Below are 24,665 nucleotides of genomic sequence, written 5' to 3'. Positions count from 1 at the left end.
AGTTTTAGTTTTTATCTTTCCCTTTCTTCTGTTGAAAAATCTCAACATAAATTTACTAAAAACATTAATCCTTCTATAGTACAAACATAGGATGACAAGCCGGATGTAAAACACTTAATCAAAATAACTTACATAACTTATATGATAAAAAAACACTTATCTAGTAAAGAACTTTAAGCGAAAAAGGAAACTTCAATTACTAAAAAAATTCCAAATTCCAATCTTAAGATTTAACTCTTACGTTTGGAATTTGGAATTTTAAATATTGGAATTTTTCTATTTATAATGAAATCTCACCGCGTAAAGCAGTTTCGAAAACATTTTTAAAATCTTCTTTTGGAATATTGTGACCTAACAAATAAATTAGTTTTGTAATTGCCGCTTCGGTAGTAATGTCTTTTCCTGAAATAACTCCCAGAGATTTTAAGGCAGTACTGGTTTCGTATTGTCCCATATTGACACTTCCGCCGGAACATTGTGTTACGTTGACGATGTGTAAACCAGACTGAATGGCTTTCTGAATCAAATTCAAAAACCAATCTTCGGTTGGGGCATTTCCGGATCCGTAAGTTTCCAGAACGATTCCTTTTAAATCTTTAATAGCAAGGATTGACGACAAAACAACTTCGCTCATTCCGGGAAACATTTTTATGATGGCAACATGATTGTCCAGGTTTTTATGAACAATCAAATTGACGTTTTCTTTTATAGGAAGAAATAAATGTCTGTTGAGTTTAAGATGTACGCCAGATTCTACCAATTCAGGATAATTTGGCGCTGTAAAGGCTTTAAAATGTTCAGCATTTACTTTTGAAGTTCGGTTACCGCGGTACAATTTATATTCAAAATACAAACAAACTTCGGTGATGACCGGTTTTCCGTTTTCTTGTAACGAAGCAATCTGAATGGCCGTAATCAGGTTTTCTTTAGCATCGGTACGCAAATCTCCAATTGGTAATTGCGATCCTGTAAACACGACTGGTTTTGCTAAATTTTCGAGCATAAAACTCAATGCTGAAGCCGAATATGACATGGTATCTGAACCATGAAGCACTACAAAACCATCATAAGCAATGTAGTTTTCTTCTATAATTTCAGCAATTTTTGTCCATTCTCCAGGATTCATATTCGATGAATCTATCGGATCTTCGAATGAAACAGTCTCAATCTCACAATCTAATTGTTTGATTTCAGGGATCTTTTGCAATAATTTTCCAAAATTGAACGCTTTGAGCGCACCTGTCTCAAAATCTTTGCTCATACCGATAGTTCCTCCGGTATAAATTAGCAATATTTTAGCTTTAGATGACATCCTGGTATTTTAATTTATTGACTACAGGATTGGCATACATCGATAAAAATCCTTGTCTGGTAACTGGATTATCGCTTCCGATACGCATTTCTAAACGACGCTCAAAAAGTGATTTTTCGCTGTCTTTATATAAATGTGAGAATTTATTCGTTCCGTTTAAAATATCGTACGCAATAAAATTCGTTGGCCATAATTGATAATTCTTTAAAACCGAATCATCAATAACTTGTGCCAAAGCCTGAATTTGTTTGTTGGCATTGTCATTTTCAGCCACAATCTGATCAATTTCAGTATCCAGAACATCTCCAACAGAAATGTGTATTCTTTTTTTGGTTCCCATAATACCACTTAAAATGGTCATGAAATCCTCATTTTTTTCTTTAATATAAACTTCGTTGTTTGCTTCTGCCATTAATTGTGGCATTTTCAGAACATCTGTAGGATCGTATTCGTATGAAATAGAAACCGGAACAATCTTTAATTTCTTAAAATAATCCATCAAATTGGCTTCATCAGAACCCATTCCGATCATTTTAAGAACTCCCGGATTGGTTTCGTCATTTCCGTCTTTCGTACGTCCTTCTCTTTGTGCGATCCAAACCGAACGATTTTCGCGAAGCAATAACTGACCAATATATTCAGATAATAACTTTGAACTTTGCAGCATTTCTCTAGGCGTTAAACCTCTTAAAACTAAAAAGTTTCTGTTAAGTTTTGCCAAAGTGCTCAGGAATGCTTTTTTAACCAAATTGTCTCCAATTGCTGATGCTGTCATGACTAAACCATGTTCGAAAAGGCAAACGTTTAATAAGGTTGTATCTAAAAGAATGTCTCTATGATTAGAAACAAATAAATAAGAGGTGTTTTTTTCCAGTTTTTCGAAACCTGAAGTTGTAAGTCCTTCAGAGCTTTTCTCCAAAACTTTTTGTACGGTATTATAAATAAAGTTGCATTGGAAATCACGTATCGAATGTGTTTTCTTCAATTGCTCTTTCCAAACCTGATCTTCTACTTCCGGAAAAGTAAAGTTCATCATGGCTTTCATCATCGGATGATTGGCAACACCATGAAGGGCTTCATTTATTTCAGAATCATAAAACGGTCGAATGGCATCAAATCTCTGCATTATTTATATTGGTTTTAAGTGGGCAAAAGAACAAAAAAAAAATTAAACTATTGTAAGGTATAAATTAAATCCCGAAAACGTTTACAGAATTTTGTGTTGTTCGTTGTGCAATTTCCTCCTCAGAAACGTCATATAGATCTGCCAATTTAGAAATAACATTCACTAAATAACTGCTTTCATTGCGTTTTCCGCGATACGGAATGGGTGCTAAATAAGGAGAATCTGTTTCTAAAACGATATGTTTCAAATCGATTTGATTCAAAAATTGATCGATTTTTCCGTTTTTAAATGTCACTATTCCACCAATTCCCAACTTCATATTGTAAGATATCGCCTGAAGTGCTTGTTCGTGCGTTCCTGAAAAACAATGAAAAATCCCAAACAAATCATCTGATTTCTCTTCTTCGAGCACTTCAAAAATCTCATCAAAAGCTTCACGGCAATGTATTACGATAGGCAATTTATATTGTTTGGCTAACTGAATTTGTCTCTTAAAAGCAATTTGCTGTTCTTTCAAATGCGTTTTATCCCAATACAAATCGATCCCGATCTCGCCAACGGCATAGAACTTTCTTTTTGCCAGTTCGGTTTCTACGTGCTTTAACTCGTCTTCGTAATTATCTTTCACGTAAGTGGGATGCAAACCCATCATCAGGAATACATTATCAGGATAATTTTGTTCTAAATCGTACATAGATTGTGTTGCAGCAGCATCAATTGCGGGAATAAAAAAGCGTGTTACTCCGGCATTAATGGCTCTTTGCATCATTTCGTCGCGATCCTGATCAAATTCGTCAGAATATAGGTGTGTATGTGTATCGGTAATTATGGGTGTTGAATTCAATTGTCTAATTTTTAAAGGTTCAAAATTACGACAATATTAAAAACTTTCCCAATCTTGATGAAATGGCACACGGATGACACGGATTCACTTCGTGAAAACGCGGATGTGCACGGATTTTTTGTTGTTTGTTTATTGCTATGAAAAGCAAAAACCTTTGTCAAAGTTTAAAGCTTTGACAAAGGTTTATTCGAAATAAAAATATTATTTTCCTGTTTCAATAAATACCAAGGCACGATCCAGAACTTCATCTTTACCTTCCTGAATACCTTTTATAGTAGGTTTTACTTTAATATCAGGAACGATACCTATTCTTTGCGTTTCACGTTTATCCGGATAATAAACTCCAATCCCGGAATATCTGGTATGAAATTGTTTAAAATCTAGTTCTATTACATTTCCATCTGCTCCTGCGGTCTGACTTCCAATGATTGTTGTGTTTCCTGCTGTCTGAAAACACATAGCTGTCCATTCTGACTGACTTAGAGATTGTTCATTAAGCAGCAATACTACTTTGCCTTTATAATGGTCCTTATTTTCAGAACCGCACATTGTTCCTTCTGTCCATTTAAATTTTCCAGGATAACTAAAATCAGGATACGTATAGATTACAAAATTTTGTTCGTGGGCATTTAAAAATTTAGAGATATCTTCATAAGTTCCTTGCGGATAATTTCTCATATCAAAAACAATTGCTTTGGTAGATTTTAATGCTTCGATCATATCCGGAACATTTGGCACTTTTAGCGTTCCCATGTCTACGTAGCCAATATTGTTATCCAGGACTTTAAATTTTTCTGGTTTTTTCTTCTTTGCTCCTTTTTTAAATTCATTTCTGTGCGAATCATGATAATTAAACCATGTCATTGCTTTTGTTGTGTATTTACCGTCTTTAAAAAATTCAACATTTACATGATCTGAATTTCCGCTTAAAATTTTTCTAAGCACCTTATCCAAAAGTACCGGTTCATTTGAAGCTGAGTACAAATCTTTGTATTCATCTATAAGTACCGGAATTGTTTTGTCATTTACTTTTGTAATTACATCTCCTATTTTTATATCATCGGCCTGAGCCAGACTATCTCCTAAAATTTCGGTAACCACCAATTTGTTATCAATTATTTTGCAGGCGGCAGGAAAGTACCGTTTGTAATCTTCCAATTTACTTTGCTGGTACATTACAAATTCAACATGACTATCGTCAAGCGTAGACGACATTTTTTTTGCTATGGTGTAAAACTCATCTTCATCTTTTGCTGCGAGAACTAAGGGAAGTGATTTTTCTAAAGTAACATCCCATTTTTGATCCATTAGGTATTTATACGGAAAAAAATATTCTACTAAATTCCAGTACGCAAACACCCATAGTATTCTTGAATTTTTATTGTCGTACTTCAAATTAAAATAATCTCCGTTTTTAAGAGGATTATATCCCGGACCAATTTCTTCATCGGTTTGAAATCTGTTGTTTTCTATAAATTTTAATTTCTTCGAAAGTTTTTTAGAAAATAATTTAGGATTATTGAGCCAGCTTAAATCAAAGTTTTTATTAAAATATTCAACACCTTTTGGTGCAATGATGGGAGCAATTTCTATTACCGGACCAAGATCGTCAATCCAGTTTTCGAGAACTAACGAGAATTCTGCCTGAGTTTGTGCTTTTTCTATTTTTGGTAAAATTTCAAGAAGCTGGTTGTCCCAATTCACCTCTCCATTTGCAACTTTTGGGTGATAATATTTCAAAAAGCCCCAAACTTTACAGGTTGCTGTAAGCTTTTCGGTCTCTGTAATTTTGGCTTGTACTAAAGTAATTTGTGAAAGGAATAAGAGAAAAAAGAGGGTAATTTTTTTCATTCAATAATGGTTAGAATTATAAATAGTTTTTGGTTGTTTAGTGGTATAAATTAGAAACGAATGTAGTATAAAAAATTTAAATGCTTTTACGGCTTTACGTAAAAAGTCTTTTCAAATATATTGTCGTCAATGGCACACGGATGATGCGGATTCACTTCGTGAAAACGCGGATGGACGCGGATTTTTTCTTGTTGGTGTGGTTATCTTTAATTGAGCGAAGTCAATGGCACACGGATGACACGGATTCACTTCGTGAAAACGCGGATGGACGCGGATTTTTTTCTTGTTTTTGTCAGGCTGAGCGGAGTCGAAGCCCCGTAAAGTAATTCAGCCAATATTCATCAAAGGCAAAAAAAATCGCAAAGTATTTTACCTCTTTGCGAATCTTCGTGTATTCTTGGTGTTTTTTGTGAAACCCTTACTTCCTTAATTTAACTCATCCAGAAGTTTCTCGACATCGTCATAGTTTTCGTAATCCTGCGAAATGGTTTCCAGGATTTCTTTACACTCTGTATATTTCTTTTGTTTCAATTTAGACAAGGCAAGACTCCATGTTGCTTTGTCTTTATAAGCAGATGTTCCTGATCTCAATTCACTAAAAACACCTTCGGCTTTTGGGTATTTACTTTCTTCCAGTAAAGCCACACCATAAAAATACTGAATTTCGGGTGTTTTATTTTCTTTTAAAATCTCTTCAAAAAGCGGAATTGCTGCCGCATATTTTCCATCATTAAAAGCGGTTTGCGCTCCTATCAATGCTGTATCTGTGTCTCCTCTTTCTACAAACGAAGCCGTTTCGGGATTATCATAATCGGCAAAAGACGGATTATTATAATCAAAAAAGAAGAGTCCAAACAAAATAATAACAGATGCGGCGGCGGCTAAATACCAAGGTCGCATTACCACCACTTTTGGTTTGCTGGTATTAAAATGTATATCCGAAATTGTGGTCAAGTTTGCTTTAAACGCTTCTCTTTCTTCTTCAAACTCAAATTTAGTTTTAAGGCGCAACTGTACCTCCTTGAAAGTTTCAAATTCCGAAGACAATTCATGATCTTCAGCCAATTGTTTTTCAAAACTATCTTTTTCCTCAACAGTCATTTCTCCCTGAAGATATTGATCGAATAATATATAGCGTTCCTCGTTCATGACTAATTATTTTTTTAGCGATTTAAAATTTTTGGCTTCCTGAATCCATTGCGTTAACTGCCCCACACATAACGATTTCTTTTTACGCACGTAACCATAAGTAACGTTAAGCTTCTCGGCCACTTCTTCCATTGTTTTCGTAGTAAAGCTCAGTTTTAATAATTCCTGGCATTTATCTCCCAATTTTAGAAACATAGCATCAAAAAGCTGCTGTTTTTCATCAAATTCTTCTGTGTGAGTAATCAGTTCAGATGCAGATTCATTCATAGATAAAACATCTTCATTAATTGTTACCCCTTTGTTGGATGTTTTTTTGAGTTCGTTCAGCCATTTTCTTTTACACAGTAAAAAAAAGTACGCATCAAACGGGCAAGTTAACTGTAGTGTATTGGCTTTGGCCTGATTAAAAAGTAAAATCATAATTTCCTGAACCACATCCTGAGCATGTTCCTTATCTCCTGAATTGTTCATAATGAACATCACCACTTTTGGAACAAACTTTTTGTAAATCGTCTGAATAATTGCCGAGTCATTTGCAGCAAGTCCTTCAATATACATTTGATCAGGATGAATTTTACTTTTTCCCATAAAAAAAACTTTTTGTAGCTAATTTAAAAAACAATTGTAAATAAATTTCACAATATAGGGTAACAATTAACATATGAGATTGATATAACGTAACAAAAGTCTTTTAGCATTAATAAAATGTAATAAGAGATGACCCACAGATTAAACGGATCAAAACAAATTGTCACAGATTTTCTACTTATTGAAATTTAAAATTCGTAATCATTCGTGGAGTTTGTGGCAAAACCTTTTCTAAAAACAATAATAAAAATTAAGAGAAATGGAAACTTATCAATTTGTAACCGAAAAAAACTTAGACCAGTTCAACCAAATGATTTCTGCCAAAACACGCAATGGTTTTGTCATCACAGAACATAATGAGAAACTGCCTTATGTTGTTTTATCCAAAGAAAAAAAAGCAATCAAACATCCCCTTCATTTGTTTATTACCTGTATCACATTCGGACTTTGGTCAATCGTATGGATTTATTTGAGTATTACGCTTTCGCGGAAGAAAAACATTCTCGTTGCCGTAGATGAAGACGGAAATTTATTTGAAGACAAATGCCTTTCAAAAGAAAATTAAAAAAAAAATTGAAAACCGGGGTAACAATTTTATAAGCCAGTTGATATAACATCAGAATATAAATTGAAAAGAGAATTTTTAAAACCAAGGGTAACAATATCAAACCCAAATTGATATAAGAATATAAAACTATAATTAACCAAAATCTGAAAACCACCTGAAACCATCAGGACAGATTTATAAAAACTAGAAATTATGAACACAAATCTTAAAAAAATCGGACTTTTATTTTTATTAGTTATCACCTTCATTAGCTGCGACAATGGCGATGACAATAATACAGACAATCTTATTTTGCCTCCAACAGCAGCAGCTTTTAAAAGCATTCGCGAAAAAGGAGTTTCAGCAAACAAACAAAAATTTACCATTACTGCAGGAACTGGTGTTGTAACAATTACATCTGCAAAAGGGGTTAAATTGAACATCAACGGAGATTGTTTGACCAAAAACGGAGTTGCGGTAACCGGAGCAGTAGACATCGAATATATCGAACTTTTCGACAAAGGAACTATGTTAATCACCAACAAACCTACAATGGGAGTTATGCCTGACGGAAAGAAAAACTTACTGATTTCAGGTGGAGAATTCTTCATCAAAGCCACGCAAGGCGGAGTGGAACTTAAAACTTCTTGTAGTATGAATTTAATCGTACCAACAGCTTTAACAGACGGACTTGACAATGCAATGACTTTATGGAATGGTACAATCGATGATAATGGAGAACTGGCCTGGAGAGAGAACAAACCAAATGCTGATGGAACTGGCGGCGGAAAAGGTGGCGTACAAGGCGAAGGAGCTAATTATTATGTAACTTTTGGCAACTTTGGCTGGACAAACGTAGACCGTTTTTACAGCGATCCAAGACCTAAAACTACCCTTCTTGTGGCTGCTCCTACTGGTTACGACAACAACAATAGCGCCGTTTACCTGTCATATGATGGCGAAGGAACAAATGCATTAGCAAAATTAGATACTTATACGCCTGCAGGATTATTCAGCGAACACTATGGTCAAATTCCGATTGGTTTAAAATGTCACGTGATTTTTGCAACCGAAGATAATGGTCAATGGCGTTATGCAATCAAAGCCGTAACCGTTGCTGCCAACGATGTTTACACCTTTACTTTAGCCGAAACAACAGTCGGCACCGAAGCACAACTGGTAGCCGCAATCAATGCTATTCAGTAACTTACAAAATACTTTTAAGAAAAAGTGGTGATTTGCTCATCACTTTTTTTTACATTTAATCCAGTTTTAAAATTAATTCTGATGATTTTAAGAAGCTAATCCTGCTATTCGTTACAATCTTTTATGTCCGCCGCGGCGGACACAAAAGGATTTCCACTACTACCAGGGCTAAAAAACCTCAAGTTATGAAACCACTATCGTCTATTTTCTTTATTCTATTTTCTATTCTCTCTATAGGACAAACCAAAGTAAAAGACACCATAACCCGTCGAGCCAATATCGTTTTTATGCAAAATGGAAATGCCGTTACTTACAAACCCGAAACCCCGTCATTGATACCAATTGCAGGTGCGCCAAAACCCAGTTATTCTTATTTATGGGAATTGGGCGACGGACATTACAGTAAAGAAGCCGAACCCAAACATGTTTATAAAAACAAAGGAACATACACCACAAGACTTGCCGTAACCAACAATTACGACAACGGAAAACCTCCTGCGACACGACCAAAAAAAGTAGCTGTCAACGATATTACCGATACTAATTATAAAGACATTGCCTCAATCGTCGATCAAAACGGATTTTCAATTATAAAAAATTGCGATCCTATTCCGGAGCAGGAAATGGTAGTCGTAGTAGGTTATCAAAATTTGGAGAATTATGTATCGAGCGGAAAGCTTTATTTGTTCTATAATGAGAAACAATTTAAAAGTAATAATTTCGAACTAACAGACTTTCGTACCTATGCAAACGAACGTGAAATAAAAGAAAAAACCATTGCTGCTGTTACTGATGTTGATGATTCTAACAATTATCTGGCTTCCGCCGAAAGTAATTTCAAAACCAAAAAATACCGAAATACCACCACCGAGGAAGATCTCGACGCATCATTATTAGACGCTAATAAAACCTATCATAATGTTTCGGTTCTAGAATTTGATGATGTAAATCCTAACGAAACACACAATGTTTTTTATACGTTTAAAACCACTCCGGAAATGATCAAAGATACCAGCGCAACGGTAACGATGCGTGGCATTTTTGTACCCAACAGAAGTTATAAAAACCACAAAATAAAAAATCTCGAAATGGAAATCGTAACTTCTCACGATCCTAACAAAATGGGATCTAACGGAAGTTTTATGAATTACAGATTGGTCCGTTTTAAACGAGTAAATTTTAAAACCCGTTTCCAAAACAATGGCGAAGGTCCTGCAAGAATGATTCGCTTAGAAACCGATGTTCCGGATATGTTCGACAAAAAAACATTTAAGGTCGAAGATATGTATCCTAAATGTCCGATTTGTCCAAAAGATGAAGTTCCTACTGTAAGTTGTCTCGATACCATTATCAAAAAAAATCAAATCTTTTTTACGTTCAAAAACATTTATTTACCCGGAAGCGAACAGAAAAATGTACACGAAAAAGATTCTACAAAGGGTTTTGTAAAATACTCGATGAAATTTGCAGAGGATTTTCATAAGGTAAAAACCCGAAGCAGAACGGCGATTATTTTTGATAAAAATGAACCTATAATTACCAATTATGCCACTACCCGATTCCTGCCCGGAATTTCGATTGGCGCAAAAGCGGGTTATAATCTATATCCTGATCTCGAAAAATCGACCAGTTATTTTGTGGGTGCCACAATTTCGCCTTTTAAATCGTATCGTTTTTATTGGCAGGCCGAATGGCTGAACGCCATTAATAAACACGAAAGTGCTGCAACAGTTGTCGATCAAAATGTGGTAAACCCAAATGGTGTAAAACAATTTCAACGCACGACGACGACTATAGAAAACAAAAGCGTAAACTGGGAAGTTCCGGTTTTGATCAGATACAATATTAATAATTATATTGGTGTTGGTGCCGGAATTCAGGCTAATTTTGATGTTTCGTCTGAACAAACTACCAACAAAAAAATTGAAAGTTTCGAAGGTGGAACCGATCAGTTTTTAATGGATACCAGAACGGAATCCAATTCAGTCAAAAATTCGTTTGTGAATCTTAAAACCGGACTTTTATTTGACTTAACATTAGGTTTCGCGAGAATTGGACCGAGTTTAGGGGCGCGCTACGTGATGAATTTTGAACAGAATTTTAACTATTTTCAGTTTTATGGGATATGGAAATTTTAATTTTTTTTCACCATATAAGTTATATAAGTCCATATTATTTACTTTGTTTTATTAAATACAAATGTCACCCTGAGCGAAGTCGAAGGCTTATAGAAAAGGTCTTCGACTTCGCTCAGACAGACAAAAGCATATCAACATAATTGTAATATGCACTTTATGCTTTAACTTTAAAATTATGCGTACCAATATAATATGAACTTATATAACTTATATGGTTTAATCTTTCTTTTTATAAATCTGAATGTTTTCGGACAGAGTCAGGAAGATAAAATATATAATGCAATTGATGTTTTTGTTGCTCATCCTTCCGCGAAAGCGTTACAAAATTTAACCCATCTTGAATCTGATTTTTGGAGAAATCCAAAACCCAAAACCAAAGATGAATTATTAGCGATAGTAGTTCTAAACTGCAATAAAGCCTATTATGAAAACCAATTTGGGCAAACCGAAAAAGCGATTGCGAGTTACGAGAAAGCCTGGCAAATTTATCAGAAAAACAAACTTAGCGATTACGATATCATCGAATTTTGCCTAAAACCTCTAGGGAATTTATATACTATTTTAGGAGATTATGATAGTGCGAAAAACACTATAAAGCAATACTTTTTCATTATAAATACTTCTAAAAATTATCCAGATGCTCAAAGGCAAAAGTTTGCTGCGATTTTGAATTTATCGAATGTGTATCAAAGTTCCGGCAAGATTTCTCTGGCGATTGAATTATTAGAAAACACTTTAAAAACAGAAAAATTATCGAATTCTCAGAAAGGGATTTTATTGAATAATCTGGGGAATAGTTATTGGCTAGGTTCAAAGCAAATTGTATGGATTAGAGACTCACCTCACAATGCCGAAAAAGCATTTGAATCTTCTGTACAATATCTCAAAAACGAAAAAGATCAATCGGAGACTTTATCAAATTCGTATCGAAATTTAGCTTCAATGAATCGCCAATGGCAACGATTTGATATTGCTAATTCTTATATGGAAAAGGCTGAGAAACTATTTTTAGAAACAACAAATCAGCAGCCCAGAAAATTGGCAAAATTGTATTATGAAAAAGCATTGCTTCTTTTTGATGAACGAAAATATGCAGAAAGCACGAAGGAAATTACGACCGTTTTTAAAGTTTTAATTCCAAATTATAATTCAAAGAATATTCTCCCAAACCAAGATCAATTGTATGGAGAAACGGTTTTAGTTGATGCGCTCGATTTGCAGGCAGAAATTTTAAAAATAAATGAGCCTAAAAAATCAATTAAGGCTTTTGAGCTTTCTTTTTATATCGAAGATTTATTAATGAATAGTTTGATTTACGAAAACTCGAAAATTCTGATGCAATTACGATCCCGAAATCGCACCGAAAAATGCATTTCGATTTATGATCAATTATTTAAAAAAGAAAACAAAACTGTCTACCTGGAAAAAGCTTTTCAGTTGTCCGAAAAAACAAAATCTGGAATATTAAAAAGCTACAGATCAAATATTAAAAATGCTTCTGCAGAAGAAAAACAGCTTTTGCAAGAATTTCAAAATTTTAATAATGCCATTTTAAAAGAACAACAAAAAGGAAATTCAGCTAATATTTCGAAGATCAATCAGTTTATTAAAAAGCAAAGCGAATTGATGATCTCGTTGAAAAAATTACAATCTCAAAATCCGGAATATCTTGCCGATACATCCGATTTAAAAACATTATTTTCAAAATTAGAAAATGACAAAGCGGTAATGATTTATTACTTAATGGGATATGAAAGGTTGTATTATTTCATTTTACAAAACAACCGAATTAATCTCAATCATATTAATATTACCGATACTGCAATTCCGAAAATTGCACAATTTATAGATTATTTTGGCAATGCAAGTACGATCACAAATGATATTTCCGGATATAATCATTACGGAAAAATAGCGTATGATATGTTGAAATTACCATCAAATGTCATATATAAAAACCTGATTATTGTTCCTGATGGAATTTTGAATTTCCTTCCTTTCGAAGCTTTGATTACACAAGAATCATCAACAACGAATTTTGCCAAAATGCATTATTTACTCAATGATTTCAGGATTGCTTATAATAATTCGGCTGGCAATTATTTGAATTCAAAACCTGTTTCAAAATCTGAAAAAACTGTTTTGGGGATTTTTCCGGTTTTCGAAAAAACAGCTTTTGAGTTGAGTTATTCGAAAAAAGAACTGGAATCTATTCGAAGTAATTTCAAAGGAAAATATCTGGAAAATACAACAGCAAGTTTTTCTAATTTTAAAAATAATGCCAACCAATATTCAATTTTGCATTTAAGCACACACGCTTCTTCGGGCGATCTTGAAACTCCGGCAAGCATTAAATTCTATGATCAGGAAATCTTGTATTCTGAATTGTATAACCTCAACATCAATCCTGATTTGGTGGTTTTAAGTGCCTGTGAAACCGGGATTGGCAAACTCTACAAAGCCGAAGGTGCTATGAGTGTGGCTAGAGGTTTTCAGTTTGCCGGAGCGCAGAATTTATTATTTTCTTTATGGAAGGTGAACGATTATACCACATCGGTTTTTATGGCTGATTTTTATAAAAACATTAAAAATGATGTTCCGTATTTTGAGGCTAATACGAATGCAAAACTTGCCTTTTTACAGGATAAGTCAATTTCAAATGCTAAGAAATCGCCTTATTACTGGAGTTCGTTTGTGTATTACGGTTCTATTTCGGCAGAAGAAAAAACGGCAAATTATATCTATTACATCATTAGTTTATTGACGGTAATTGGTTTATTTTTGGTTTTCAATCATTATCGAAAATGGAAAATCTTCACGAAGTTCTCAAAAAAGAGAAATACAAAAAAATAAAATTCAAGGTTACCAAAACGCAACACCTTTTAATAAAAGCCAAAATTAATGGGGTTTCAGGAAATTTCATTTTAGATACCGGAGCTTCGAATTCCTGTGTAGGATTTGAAAGTATTGAACGTTTTGAACTGAATGCAAAAAAATCGAAGACCAAAGCTTCAGGAGCTGGAGGAACTGGTATGAAAACCCAAATTTCGTCTCACAATAATTTGCAACTTGGCAGCTGGAAAAATCAGGATTTCAATCTGGTTATTTTTGATCTTTCGCATGTTAATGAAGCTTTAGAAGCTTATAAAGCTAAGCCCGTTCATGGCATCATTGGTGCTGATGTTTTATTGGAAGGGAAGGCGATTATAGATTATTATAATCATTATTTGTATTTGAAATAAGAAATTCCAACTTTTTAAAATTCCAAACGTTTACCATTTCTGGTTTCAATAATTGAATTCTCAATTATTGAACAATAATTAATTTATACTTATTGAAAGCGTGTTTTTTGTATATATTTGTTAAACAAATTTAACAAACCTATACGTATGAAAAAAACTCTACTTTTTTTTCTTTTATTGTTTACTAATGTTTTTTACGGTCAAATAAACGATCTTATGGGCTGTAAAAGTTATCCAATATTTGATTTAACATCTCAAAAAACAGCATTGTTAGGAAACTTAAATCCAGCCGAAACTACTGTTAGTTTTCATTTAAGCCAAACTGATGCAACCACTAATGCTAATCCTATTCCGAATCCAACGGCATATGTTTCTGAAACAGTAAAAACAATTTATGCACGAATTGATAATAAAGGGGCTGTTACAACCAATTATTTTAAACTTGATTTTAATCCTGACCTGTTACTTACATGGGCAATTCAGCCAATAAAATGTACAGGCGAGAAGGCAGTACTTGATATTTTAGCGCATGGAGGAAAAGGTCCCTATTATTATTCTATAGACAACGGTCAAACTTATACTACTTATAATCGCTTTTTTAATCTTGATCCGGGTATATATTACCTCTTTGTAAAAGATGCTGCCAATTGCAGGGTTCAACCTGCTTTTATAGAAATTTTTCCTGCTTCGAATCCTTTAGTGGTATCAGTTACGAACACCAAAATTGCAGAGTGTGCAGCTGATTATAAATCGACCATAACTGTTGCCGCAAGTGGTGGTCAGGGTCCTTATTTATATTCACTGGATAATTCTTATGAATATCAGGAAAGCAATATCTTTTCAGGAACACCCGGAGCACATTTTATTCAAACTTTTGATAAGTCCGGATGTATTGTCACTACTAATTTTACTATCGAATCGCCTGCGGAATTGGCTGTCACTACAAGCATTACAAAAGCTGCATTTTGCGGAGGAATGGATTCTGTTACTATTAATGCAACCGGAGGAAAAGCTCCTTATACTTACTCTTTTACAAAGGGAGCAACATATTCTGACATAAATACAAAAGAGTTGCCTCCGGAAAATTATACTTTGTATGTAAAAGACAGCAATGGTTGTGTTACAACAAAAAATATCACAGTAGAACGATATAATTCTACTTTAAATTCTTCACTATCTTTCAAACAAATTTCGTGTTTAAATGATAAAGGATGGATTAAAGTTCAAACCATTGGCGGAGTACTTCCTTATAAATATTCATTGAACGGACTTCCTTATGAATCGAATAATACTTTTAATGATTTGGTTCCCGGAAGCTATAATGTAAGCACAAAAGATGCTTATGGCTGTGTAATCACTTCAAATGTTGTTATAAATTCTTATAGTCCTATAATTGGAGATGCTTCAGTACAAGCTGTAACTTGCTTTGGTTCAACTAACGGATCGATAAATGTAAATGCATCCGGAGGAACGTTTCCTTTAAAATATTCTCTTAGCAGTACTTCGGGACTTACTATACCACAATCTACAAATAATGTTTTTAAGGATTTGCCTGCTGGTCACTATACGGTTCAAATTATTGATACAAACGGATGTCTGCTTTCAATAGAGGCTAAAATATCTGAACCTTCTATTTTAGAAGCATCCATTCTTACGGAAAATCGCGATATTACCATTAATGCTAATGGAGGTACGGGTAATTATGAATATTCGCTTGATGGAGTTAATTTTCAATCAAGTAATACTTTTACAAATTTAAACTACGGAACTTATCAAGTTTGGGTAAAAGATGAAAATGCGTGCCTTACTACCTTGACTACGACTTTAAATCCGCCAAGTCCTTTATTAGATGGAAAAACCGTAATTATAGCAGACTTCAAAGCTGGACAAACTTTAGGTGATCTTGTTGTAGAGGGGCAAAACATAAAATGGTATAGCTCAGCAAATCCTTCGACAGGCAAAACAAGTAAATCTGCCGAAACTAGTTTGCCTTTATCAACAGTTTTAGTAGATGGTGTTACTTATTATGCCTCACAAACTATAAACGGAATCGAAAGTAAAGAGCGTCTTGCTGTTACCGTAAAATTAAATGGATCGCTATCTGCTCCTGATTTTGTTTTACCTAATTTCAGATATTATCCAAATCCTGTTCAACATACTTTAACAATAGATAATACGGCTAACATTGACGAAATCGAAATACTATCTGTTTCCGGAAAATCTATTGTTAACAAAAAAATAAATAATACTCATTCTGAAATTGATTTATCACATGTTGCTTCCGGGTTTTATTTCTTAAAAGTAAAAGCTGAAGGAAAAGTAAAAACAATTAAGATTTTGAAGAAATAACGGTATTAAATTCCAATATAAAAATTCCAAATTCCAATTTAAGAACTTTGCTTAAAAAATTCCAAATGGACTTCTTATAAAAAAATCCCAAACTCCTTAATTGGAATTTGGGATTTTTTAGTTTTAAATTCCTCCAAAAAATTGGAATTTGGAATTTTTATATTGGAATTTCTTAATGCGTATGTTTAGGGTTAAAACCGTCTTCACTTAATTCTGTGTGCTCATAATCAGCAACCATTTCAGCTTCGTAGTCGATTTTTTCTCCTTTAGATAATCTTCTGATGATACCTTCCATTATTTGGTAGATTACAGGAACTACGATCAGGGTTAGGAATAATGAAGAAATTAATCCTCCGATAATTACCCAGGCCAATCCGTTTTTCCATTCAGCTCCTGCTCCTGATGCTAATGCAATTGGGAACATACCAAATACCATCGCAATTGTTGTCATCAAGATCGGACGTAAACGAGCGTGATTCGCCTGAATTAATGCCGTTCTGATTGATTCTCCTGCTGCTCTTCTCTGGTTGGTATAATCGACAAGCATGATCGCATTCTTACACACCAGACCAATCAACATGATGATACCTAAGATCGTAAAGATATTTAATGAGTTGTTTGTTAATGCTAATGCTAATAAAGCACCAATAAATGATAATGGAATAGCAAATAATACTACAAACGGGTGAACGAAACTGTCGTATAAACTCACCATTACAAGGTAAACCAAAATAATTGCGGCTAATAAAGCGATTCCTAAAGTACCAAACCCTTCAGATTGGTTTTCCTGATCACCACCCCAGATATAGTTTACACCAGCTGGTTTTTTAAGCTTGTCTAATTTTGCCTGCCATTGTGTTACAATTGTTCCTGACGGAACCCCAACGTTTTGTCCTTTTACGGTTACAGATGCTGATTTGTCTCTACGCTCTAACTGGCTAGGTCCTGAACCTTCTGTAATATCTGCAAACTGAGACAATTTGATTTGTTGTCCGGCTGCATTGATGAAAATCAAGTTACTTACGTCAGTAATACTTTTTCTGTCGAATGCATTGTATCTGATGTTGATATCGTACTCGTATTCTCCAGCTCTGTATTTACCATCTGTATTTCCGCTAAAAGCAGTTTGCATAGTCAAACCAACCGTTTGAAGTGTTAATCCTAAAGCGGCCATTTTATCACGGTCTACTTTAACATTTACCTCAGGATTTCCGTCCTCAACAGTTAATTTAATCTCTGTTGTTCCTGGAATAGTACGTAATTCAGCTTCAGCTAATTTAGCAAATGCCATAGCACTTTCTGTAGACGGACCTGTTACGATTAATCCTAATGTAGCATCCTCGGCAGTACCTAAGATACCTACAGGAACTGTTTTTACTTTTGCTCCAACCAATACTTTTTCAAGTTTACGTTTGATTTTTGCTGCGTAAACGTTAGCATCATCAGTACGATCTTTTTGTTCGATCATTTTTACGTCAATCTCAGCTTTGTAAGCTGTAGCTTGCGATGCTCCAAAACCTTCTGAAGTTTGTCCTACAGTTGTAATTTGGCTATGAACATATTCCTGAGCTTTTAAATAAGCTTCGGCTTTTTGTGTCATAAAGTTCGTTTGTTCTAACGAAGCATCTTTTGGCATTTCGATCTGAACTAAGAACTCCCCACTATCAGATGATGCGAAAAATTCTCCTCCAATAAAGCCTCCAAGCCCAAAAATTGATCCAAAAAACAATATTAATACAAGAATAATAGTTTTACCGTAATTATCCAGACACCATGTTAATAGCTCAGAAATCCAGTTAGTGAAACGTGTTAAGTAGCTTTCGAAACCAAGGATAACTCTTCCGAAGAAATTTTTTCCTTCAATATGTTCCAATTTACCATAACGAGATGATAACCAAGGAATAATAGTAAATGAAGCTAAAAGTGACAATAAAGTAGATATAATTACCGTAACACAAAATTGCGTAATGATATTAGAAACCAATCCTGAACTCATTGCGATTGGCAGGAACACTACCACAATTACCAATGTGATCGAAGTTACCGTTCCACCAATTTCGGCAGTACCGTCATAAGAGGCACGAATTTTATTTTTCCCCATCTCCATGTGTCGATAAATATTCTCGAGGACCACAATCGCATCATCGACCAGAATACCAACCACAAGAGACAATCCTAATAAACTCATTAAGTTTAGGGTATATCCCATTAAATAAATACCAATAAAGGTAGCGATCAACGATGCCGGAATAGACACCATTACGATCAGCGAGTTTCTAATACTGTGCAGGAAGAACAACATTACTAATGCAACCAGCACTACCGCAATTAATAAATCGTGTACTACAGAATCTGCTGCTTCAAGCGTAAAAACGGTACTGTCTTTTGCAACTTCTAATTTTAACTCGTTTACTTTATAATCTTTTTCAAGAACAGCAATTGTTTTTAATAATTGCTCACTTACCGCAACCGCATTCGCATCAGATTGTTTTACGATTTGTAAAACGATCGCGCTTTTTTGATCTACACGTGATATCTTTTCAGCAATTTTTTGAGTATCCTGAACATCGGCAATATCACTTAAACGAACCTGAATTCCGTTTTGAGAAGAAACTACTAAGTTTCTTAATTCATTAACACTTTTATATTTACCCGCTAAACGAATTAATATTTTTTGATTACGAGTCTGGATGTTTCCTGTTGGGAAATCTAAGTTCGAAGTCAAAATAGTTTGTTGTACCTGCGGAACAGATAATCCGTAACCCTGCATTTTTACAGCATCAAGATTTACCTGAATTTCACGCTCTGAACCACCAATGATATTTACCTGAGCGACACCTTGTACACGAGATAAAATAGGCGCAATTTTTTTATCAATTAAGTCATAAAATGCTGCTTCGTCCATTTTTCCGTTGGCACCCAATGTCATAATTGGTAAATCACTCAAAGAGAATTTAGTTAACGAAGGCGGATCTGCATCATCTGGTAAGTCACTAATAATGGCGTTAATTTTACGCTGTGCATCATTCAGTGAGAAATCGACTTTTGCGTTTGATGTCAGTGTAATCGAAACGATAGATAAACTTTCGTATGATTTCGAGTCAATTTTTTTAACGTTTTCTAAGGATGCAATCGCATCTTCTATTTTCTTCGTTACCGTGTTCTCTACCTCACTTGGAGATGCTCCAGGATAAACAGTAGAAATTGTAATAACGTTTTGTTCAAATTTTGGGATCAGCTCATAGCCTAACTGGCTGTAGCTAAACAATCCACCAAGTATTAGAATTGTAAACAATACAATTACTAACGACGGACGTTTTATGGATATTTCGGCTAATTTCATATATTTTGCTTTAGGCTGTAGGCTTTAGGCAATAAGCTCAATGCTTATGGCGTCTGGCTTAATGCTTTAAATTATTTAATAATTTCTACAGTATTACCGTCTTGTAAGTTAATTTGACCTGTAACAATTACAGTTTCTCCGTCAGATAATCCTTTGATAATTTCCACCTGATCTCCTAAAATTCTTCCTGCAGTTACTTTTCTTAATTTTGCAATACCATTTTCAACTACAAAAATCTCGTTGCTGCTCACACTTCCTACGAAAGCATTTCTTGGTACAACCATAAGGTGTTGTTTTTGTTGGTTTGATGAAAAGTTTGCAGTTCCGTACATACCCGCTTTAAGGTCATTGTTTACATTATTTGCAATTTCAATTTCAACCGGGAAGTTTAAAGACTCATCTGCTTTTGCAGCAATAAAAGTAATTTTTCCAGAGAACGTTTTATCAGGATAAACACTTGCTGTTACATTAATTTGGTTTCCAACTTTTAAGCTTGCCACCTGATTTTCGTTTACTGTAACTACTAATTTTAATTTAGAAACATTTACGATATCAAACAAAGCAGTTGCAGGCATTCCTGCCAGGATAGATCCCGGCTCAATATATTTTTTATTGATGAATCCGTTTATTGGTGCTTTTACTTTAGTATCTCCAACATTAATGTTGGCTTGTTTTAGGTTAGACTCAGCATTTGTTAAAGCTAATTTTGCCTGATCTAATTGTTGTTTTGTAACACCACCAGTTTTAAAAGCATTTTCGTAACGGCTGTAATCAGATTTTGCATTTTGATAAACAGCCTGAGCTTGTTGTGCGCTTACATTAATTACATCACCTCTCACTGTCAATAAAGTCTGACCAACTCTTACGTAATCTCCTTCTTTAGCCAAAACGCTAATTACTTTTCCTGCTTTTTCTGCAGAGAAAGTCAATTGCTGAATGGGTTGAAAATTTCCGTTAGCCACAAAGTCTAATGAAACTTCTTCTGTTTTTACAGGAGCTACTTTTACTGAAACTGCAGCATTTTTTTCTGCTACGATATCTGTTTTTGCTTTATTCTCTTTCTTATTATTATTTAAGACATATCCAATCACACCCAGCGCTGCGATTATGATTACGATTGTTATAATAGTTTTCTTCATTTTGTTTAGTTATTTAATAAGAGTTTTAAGTTCGCCTTTTGATTTGATTAGTGCTACTTCGGCAATTTTGTAATTCAATACTGCTCTGGTATAGTTATTTTGAGCTTCAAGTGATGCATTTTCAGCATCTAACAAATCTGTTAATGATGCTAATCCCTGAAGGTAATTGTTTTTTGTGTTGCTTAAGATCTCAAGCGCCAAACGCATATTTTCTTTTTGATTATTGATAGTCACAAGGTTATTATCAATTTGAGCCATTGCGTTTCTGTAATCTAAATCAAGCGAAAGTTTGGTATCTTTCATATCTTCCTGAAGTGATCTGATTTCTACATCGGCTTGTCTTACTTTAGCACGAGTTCCGAATCCTGTAAAAATTGGCACGTGTAAATTCAATCCAATTGCAGAGAAATCTGACCAGTAAACGCCGTCTTTAGGTTTTGCAAACCAAGGCATTTCAGGTCCCTGACCAATATAATTGTATCCTGCAGTTAAAGAAAGTGTTGGATAATATCCTGCTTCAACAGCTTTTTTATTATATACCAATAGCTCTTCTTGTTTTTTCAAAAGCAAATATTCTGTTCTGTTTTCAACATTTGGTACTTCTGTTAATGCAGCAGGAACAACTTCAAATTCTTCTTTTGGAATCTCGATTTGAGCTTCAATAGGCATTCCCATATAAAACTTCAAAGCATTTTCCTGTAATGTAATTTGATTTTTTACTTGCTGACGTTCTGTATCAATGTTCGACATTTTAACTACGATACGGTCTAAGTCAATTTTTTTAGCCAAACCGTTATCAAATTGTCCTTTTACAATGTCACGAACTTTAGTCGTATTAACATAACTGCTATCCAATAAAACCAATCTTTCGCGCTGTACGTAAACAGAGTAATAGTTATTAGCTACTCTTTCTATTACCTGCTCTTCAGTCAACTGATCGTTTATTTGATAAAATTCACGAGTAGATCTTGCTGCTCTTAATCCGGTAAAAACAGATTGATCAAATATTGTCTGAGTTAAAGAAAGTCCGGCAGTTGAAGTCCATTTTTGACCAAATGCTGCCTGAATTGTAGTTCCCGGTGCACCAAATCCTGCACCATCAATTACTGTAGTCTGAATTACCGGATTGTATGTTAAATTTCCGTTGGCAGAAATTTGCGGTAACGCTCTTGATCGCACTTCCTGAATCTTGTACTCACTATTTTCAACCTGTAATTTTGCTTTTTTTGCATCGGCTTTGTTTTCAAGCGCGTATACAACAGCCTCTTTCAGGGTTAGTGTTTTGACTTGTGCGTTGGCAGACAAGCCAATTGAACACAAAAATATAAGAATTATTCGTTTCATAGATTGATGATTAAATAGTAATTTTTTTAAGTTGTTTTTCTAATTCCAGTATTCCTTTTTCGGTTGCCATAGCTCTTGTATGGTATTCCAATGCTTCTAATTCTATTTTTTGTGCTTCTCTTTCTGAGACTGTAGTGGCATTTATATGAAAAATTAATGTGTAATAAAATTTTACATATAAATCGATATTCAAATCAGGTCTGTACAAACCTTCGCTTATTCCTTTTAAAATATTATCCCTGAAATAATGGTTGCACTGATCAATTTCATGCGTCATTATATTTTGATAAATTTCAGGATAATGCTTTTTTAACTGATAAAGAGGAGAAGTATCGGTTGCGTTTTTAAACATGTCGCGAAACATCTCTCTAATTTCAAAATTCTCATGAATGGCGTTATAATTTTTCGCAACAATAGTATCAATAACTTCATGTACTTGCTGATGAACTGTTGATGTACTTTCTTCGATCAGCACTTCTTTGTTACAAAAATATTTGTAGATCGTTTTTTTCGAAATACACATTTCACCCGCTATATCGTCCATCGTAACACTCTTAAAACCAAGTTTTAAAAATAATTCACTTGCTTTTGATATAATTTTCTCTTTCATCTTAATTTTCAAATTGTATCACAAATATACTTAGGAAACTAAAATATGAAAAATAGTTTCCGTGATATTTGTAATAATTTTACATTAATTTATTCATTATGTAAGATTTATATACTGAATTCTAAATTTGCAATCAGTTTAATATCTTTTCCTAAAGCTAAACCTCCGTTATGATTGAACGAATTATAATCTAAACCAAAATCCTGACGTTTGATATCTCCTTTAATTTCAAAAGCAACTTTTTTCTCGCCATTGTAAGTGTTAACGCCAATAAACTCAGCATCAAGCTCTACTACTCTGGTTACATCTTTTATCGTTAAATCTCCTTTAAAGAAATTGATGTTATTATTTATTTTTTGAAAAGAAGTCGATTTAAAACTAATGATAGGATGCTCATTTACATCAAAAAAATCCTGAAGTTGTAAATAAGTATCGATTTGCTGAAAGCTATCCTTTTTGTTATTGATATCTAAAGAAAACTCAACCGATGCATCTTCAATTTCATTGTCTTCGATGTTCACATAACCATCAAATTTATTCGTCGTTCCTCCCATGTAAGCAATTATCGAATGTCTCATTTTGATTAAAACATCTGATTGGCTAGAATCTAAGGTCCATGTTGTTTTCATAAATATTTGATTTTAGTGAATTTATAAATCATTAAAATTCCCAACGGAAACTTTTACAGTGTTCAGAGTTTCCAATTAAAAGTGCAAATATAGACAGGAAACTCTAAACACCAAAAAAGTTTCCAAGTTTTTTCAAAAATAATTATAACTAATTAATAATTAACGGTTTTGGGGTCATTTTGAAGTGGAAACTGTCATTTAAAACTTTAAAAAAGAAATAATTCATTATGAATCGTATCTTTGGAGCTCGCAATTCAGATTAAATTTTATGCACGATATTAGCCAATACCAGGATTTTTTTATCACTTATCTCCAAAAACAAAGTATTAGTAAAGAGCCCAAAAACCTTTATGAACCCATTGAATATATTTTAGGTCTTGGCGGAAAACGCATGCGCCCTGTACTTACTTTAATGGCTTCGGAAGTTTTTGATACTGATTATAAAGTAGCACTTCCGGCAGCAATGGCGGTTGAAGTTTTTCATAATTTCTCGCTTGTTCATGATGATATTATGGATGATGCGCCTTTGCGAAGAGGACAGGAAACGGTACATGAAAAATGGGATTTGAATACCGGAATTCTTTCCGGCGATGCGATGCTAATTCTTGCTTATCAGTATTTCGAACAATATGAACCAGCTGTTTTTAGAGACCTGGCAAAATTATTTAGCAAAACTGCTCTCGAAGTTTGCGAAGGACAACAATGGGATGTTGATTTCGAAAAAAGAAACGATGTTACGATTCCGCAATACCTGAAAATGATCGAATACAAAACAGCTGTTTTAGTTGCCGCAGCCATGAAAATGGGTGCAATCGTAGCCAAAACGACTGAAAAAGAAGCTGATTTTATTTATGATTTCGGGTTGAATTTAGGATTGGCTTTCCAGCTTCAGGATGATTATCTGGATGCTTTTGGAGATCCGGAAACTTTCGGAAAACAAGTTGGCGGTGATATTATGGTAAATAAAAAAACCTATTTATACCTAAAAGCACGAGAGTTTTCATCAGCTGAAAAGGCTTCAGAATTAGAAAAATTATTCAGTTTACAGTTAGATGATAATACAGCCAAAATAGCGACTGCAAAAACTATTTTTAATGAATCGGGTGCTTCAAAAGCAACTCAGGATGCTATTGAAATGTATACTTTTAAAGCTTTTGAAACTTTAGAAAAAATGGATATTAATGCCGAAAAGAAAGATATTCTTAGAACTTTTGGAGAGAATTTAATGGGAAGAAAGGTTTAGTTTTT

Annotated in this window: 18 protein-coding genes; 7 read left to right on the top strand and 11 right to left on the bottom strand. The window is 34.1% G+C overall.

Annotated elements, in window-relative coordinates; translation table 11 throughout:
• Positions 1-280: 280 nt before the first annotated feature.
• The 6 genes from ACIDC4_RS10110 to ACIDC4_RS10085 all read right to left on the bottom strand — a co-directional run bounded on the left by ACIDC4_RS10110 (position 281) and on the right by ACIDC4_RS10085 (position 6,870).
• The gene (locus ACIDC4_RS10110; protein WP_412042638.1) at positions 281-1,312 is read right to left on the bottom strand and encodes an asparaginase; all 1,032 of its coding nucleotides are present in this window, start codon (positions 1,310-1,312) and stop codon (positions 281-283) included.
• Positions 1,302-2,438 carry a 1-acyl-sn-glycerol-3-phosphate acyltransferase gene (locus ACIDC4_RS10105; RefSeq protein WP_194615211.1) on the bottom strand — a complete coding sequence of 379 codons (1,137 nt, stop codon included), beginning with the start codon at positions 2,436-2,438 and terminating at the stop codon, positions 1,302-1,304. The genes ACIDC4_RS10110 and ACIDC4_RS10105 overlap by 11 nt, the downstream gene beginning before the upstream one ends.
• Before the next feature lie 64 nt (positions 2,439-2,502).
• Positions 2,503-3,282 (bottom strand): TatD family hydrolase, encoded by a 780-nt coding sequence (locus ACIDC4_RS10100; protein ID WP_412042639.1) that lies wholly within the window; start codon positions 3,280-3,282, stop codon positions 2,503-2,505.
• Between the two features lie 201 nt (positions 3,283-3,483).
• The gene (locus tag ACIDC4_RS10095) at positions 3,484-5,133 is read right to left on the bottom strand and encodes a S41 family peptidase (protein ID WP_412042640.1); all 1,650 of its coding nucleotides are present in this window, start codon (positions 5,131-5,133) and stop codon (positions 3,484-3,486) included.
• Between the two features lie 426 nt (positions 5,134-5,559).
• Positions 5,560-6,282, bottom strand: a complete 723-nt coding sequence (locus ACIDC4_RS10090; protein ID WP_412042641.1) for a tetratricopeptide repeat protein — start codon at positions 6,280-6,282, stop codon at positions 5,560-5,562.
• A 6-nt stretch (positions 6,283-6,288) separates the two neighbouring features.
• A complete protein-coding gene (locus ACIDC4_RS10085) occupies positions 6,289-6,870 on the bottom strand; it encodes an RNA polymerase sigma factor (RefSeq protein ID WP_412042642.1) in 582 nt (193 codons plus the stop codon).
• 259 nt (positions 6,871-7,129) lie between these two features.
• On the opposite strand from ACIDC4_RS10085, the gene ACIDC4_RS10080 reads away from it, so the two are divergent.
• The 6 genes from ACIDC4_RS10080 to ACIDC4_RS10055 all read left to right on the top strand — a co-directional run bounded on the left by ACIDC4_RS10080 (position 7,130) and on the right by ACIDC4_RS10055 (position 16,352).
• Positions 7,130-7,435 carry a DUF8108 domain-containing protein gene (locus tag ACIDC4_RS10080; protein ID WP_412042643.1) on the top strand — a complete coding sequence of 102 codons (306 nt, stop codon included), beginning with the start codon at positions 7,130-7,132 and terminating at the stop codon, positions 7,433-7,435.
• 195 nt (positions 7,436-7,630) lie between these two features.
• Entirely contained in the window at positions 7,631-8,623 is a 993-nt protein-coding gene (locus ACIDC4_RS10075) for a hypothetical protein (protein ID WP_412042644.1), read from the top strand.
• Positions 8,624-8,808: 185 nt separating this feature from the next.
• Positions 8,809-10,761 (top strand): DUF7849 domain-containing protein, encoded by a 1,953-nt coding sequence (locus ACIDC4_RS10070; RefSeq protein ID WP_412042645.1) that lies wholly within the window; start codon positions 8,809-8,811, stop codon positions 10,759-10,761.
• A gap of 192 nt (positions 10,762-10,953) precedes the next feature.
• Positions 10,954-13,614: a CHAT domain-containing protein gene (locus tag ACIDC4_RS10065; RefSeq protein WP_412042646.1), complete on the top strand. Its 2,661-nt coding sequence runs from the start codon at positions 10,954-10,956 to the stop codon at positions 13,612-13,614.
• Entirely contained in the window at positions 13,566-14,003 is a 438-nt protein-coding gene (locus tag ACIDC4_RS10060; RefSeq protein ID WP_230034504.1) for a retropepsin-like aspartic protease, read from the top strand. Before ACIDC4_RS10065 ends, ACIDC4_RS10060 begins: the two co-directional genes overlap by 49 nt.
• 147 nt (positions 14,004-14,150) lie before the next feature.
• Positions 14,151-16,352 (top strand): T9SS type A sorting domain-containing protein, encoded by a 2,202-nt coding sequence (locus tag ACIDC4_RS10055; RefSeq protein WP_412042647.1) that lies wholly within the window; start codon positions 14,151-14,153, stop codon positions 16,350-16,352.
• Positions 16,353-16,524: 172 nt separating this feature from the next.
• Here the strand turns inward: ACIDC4_RS10055 and ACIDC4_RS10050 are convergent, their stop codons facing one another.
• From ACIDC4_RS10050 to ACIDC4_RS10030, 5 genes are all read right to left on the bottom strand, one after another.
• Positions 16,525-19,695 (bottom strand): efflux RND transporter permease subunit, encoded by a 3,171-nt coding sequence (locus tag ACIDC4_RS10050; RefSeq protein ID WP_412042648.1) that lies wholly within the window; start codon positions 19,693-19,695, stop codon positions 16,525-16,527.
• Positions 19,696-19,766: 71 nt separating this feature from the next.
• Entirely contained in the window at positions 19,767-20,834 is a 1,068-nt protein-coding gene (locus ACIDC4_RS10045) for an efflux RND transporter periplasmic adaptor subunit (RefSeq protein WP_412042649.1), read from the bottom strand.
• 9 nt (positions 20,835-20,843) lie between these two features.
• Positions 20,844-22,178 carry a TolC family protein gene (locus ACIDC4_RS10040; RefSeq protein ID WP_194615200.1) on the bottom strand — a complete coding sequence of 445 codons (1,335 nt, stop codon included), beginning with the start codon at positions 22,176-22,178 and terminating at the stop codon, positions 20,844-20,846.
• A gap of 10 nt (positions 22,179-22,188) precedes the next feature.
• A complete protein-coding gene (locus tag ACIDC4_RS10035) occupies positions 22,189-22,788 on the bottom strand; it encodes a TetR/AcrR family transcriptional regulator (RefSeq protein WP_194615199.1) in 600 nt (199 codons plus the stop codon).
• A gap of 107 nt (positions 22,789-22,895) precedes the next feature.
• The gene (locus ACIDC4_RS10030) at positions 22,896-23,417 is read right to left on the bottom strand and encodes a YceI family protein (protein WP_065451577.1); all 522 of its coding nucleotides are present in this window, start codon (positions 23,415-23,417) and stop codon (positions 22,896-22,898) included.
• Between the two features lie 268 nt (positions 23,418-23,685).
• Between ACIDC4_RS10030 and ACIDC4_RS10025 the strand changes: the two genes are divergently transcribed.
• The gene (locus tag ACIDC4_RS10025) at positions 23,686-24,660 is read left to right on the top strand and encodes a polyprenyl synthetase family protein (protein ID WP_412042650.1); all 975 of its coding nucleotides are present in this window, start codon (positions 23,686-23,688) and stop codon (positions 24,658-24,660) included.
• Positions 24,661-24,665: the final 5 nt, after the last annotated feature.

The organism is Flavobacterium sp. C3NV (genome assembly GCF_046825355.2).
In the GTDB taxonomy this organism is placed as follows: Bacteria; Bacteroidota; Bacteroidia; order Flavobacteriales; family Flavobacteriaceae; genus Flavobacterium.
The sequence above is the reverse complement of the archived record's forward strand: the minus strand, read 5'-3'. Positions and strand labels throughout refer to the sequence as shown.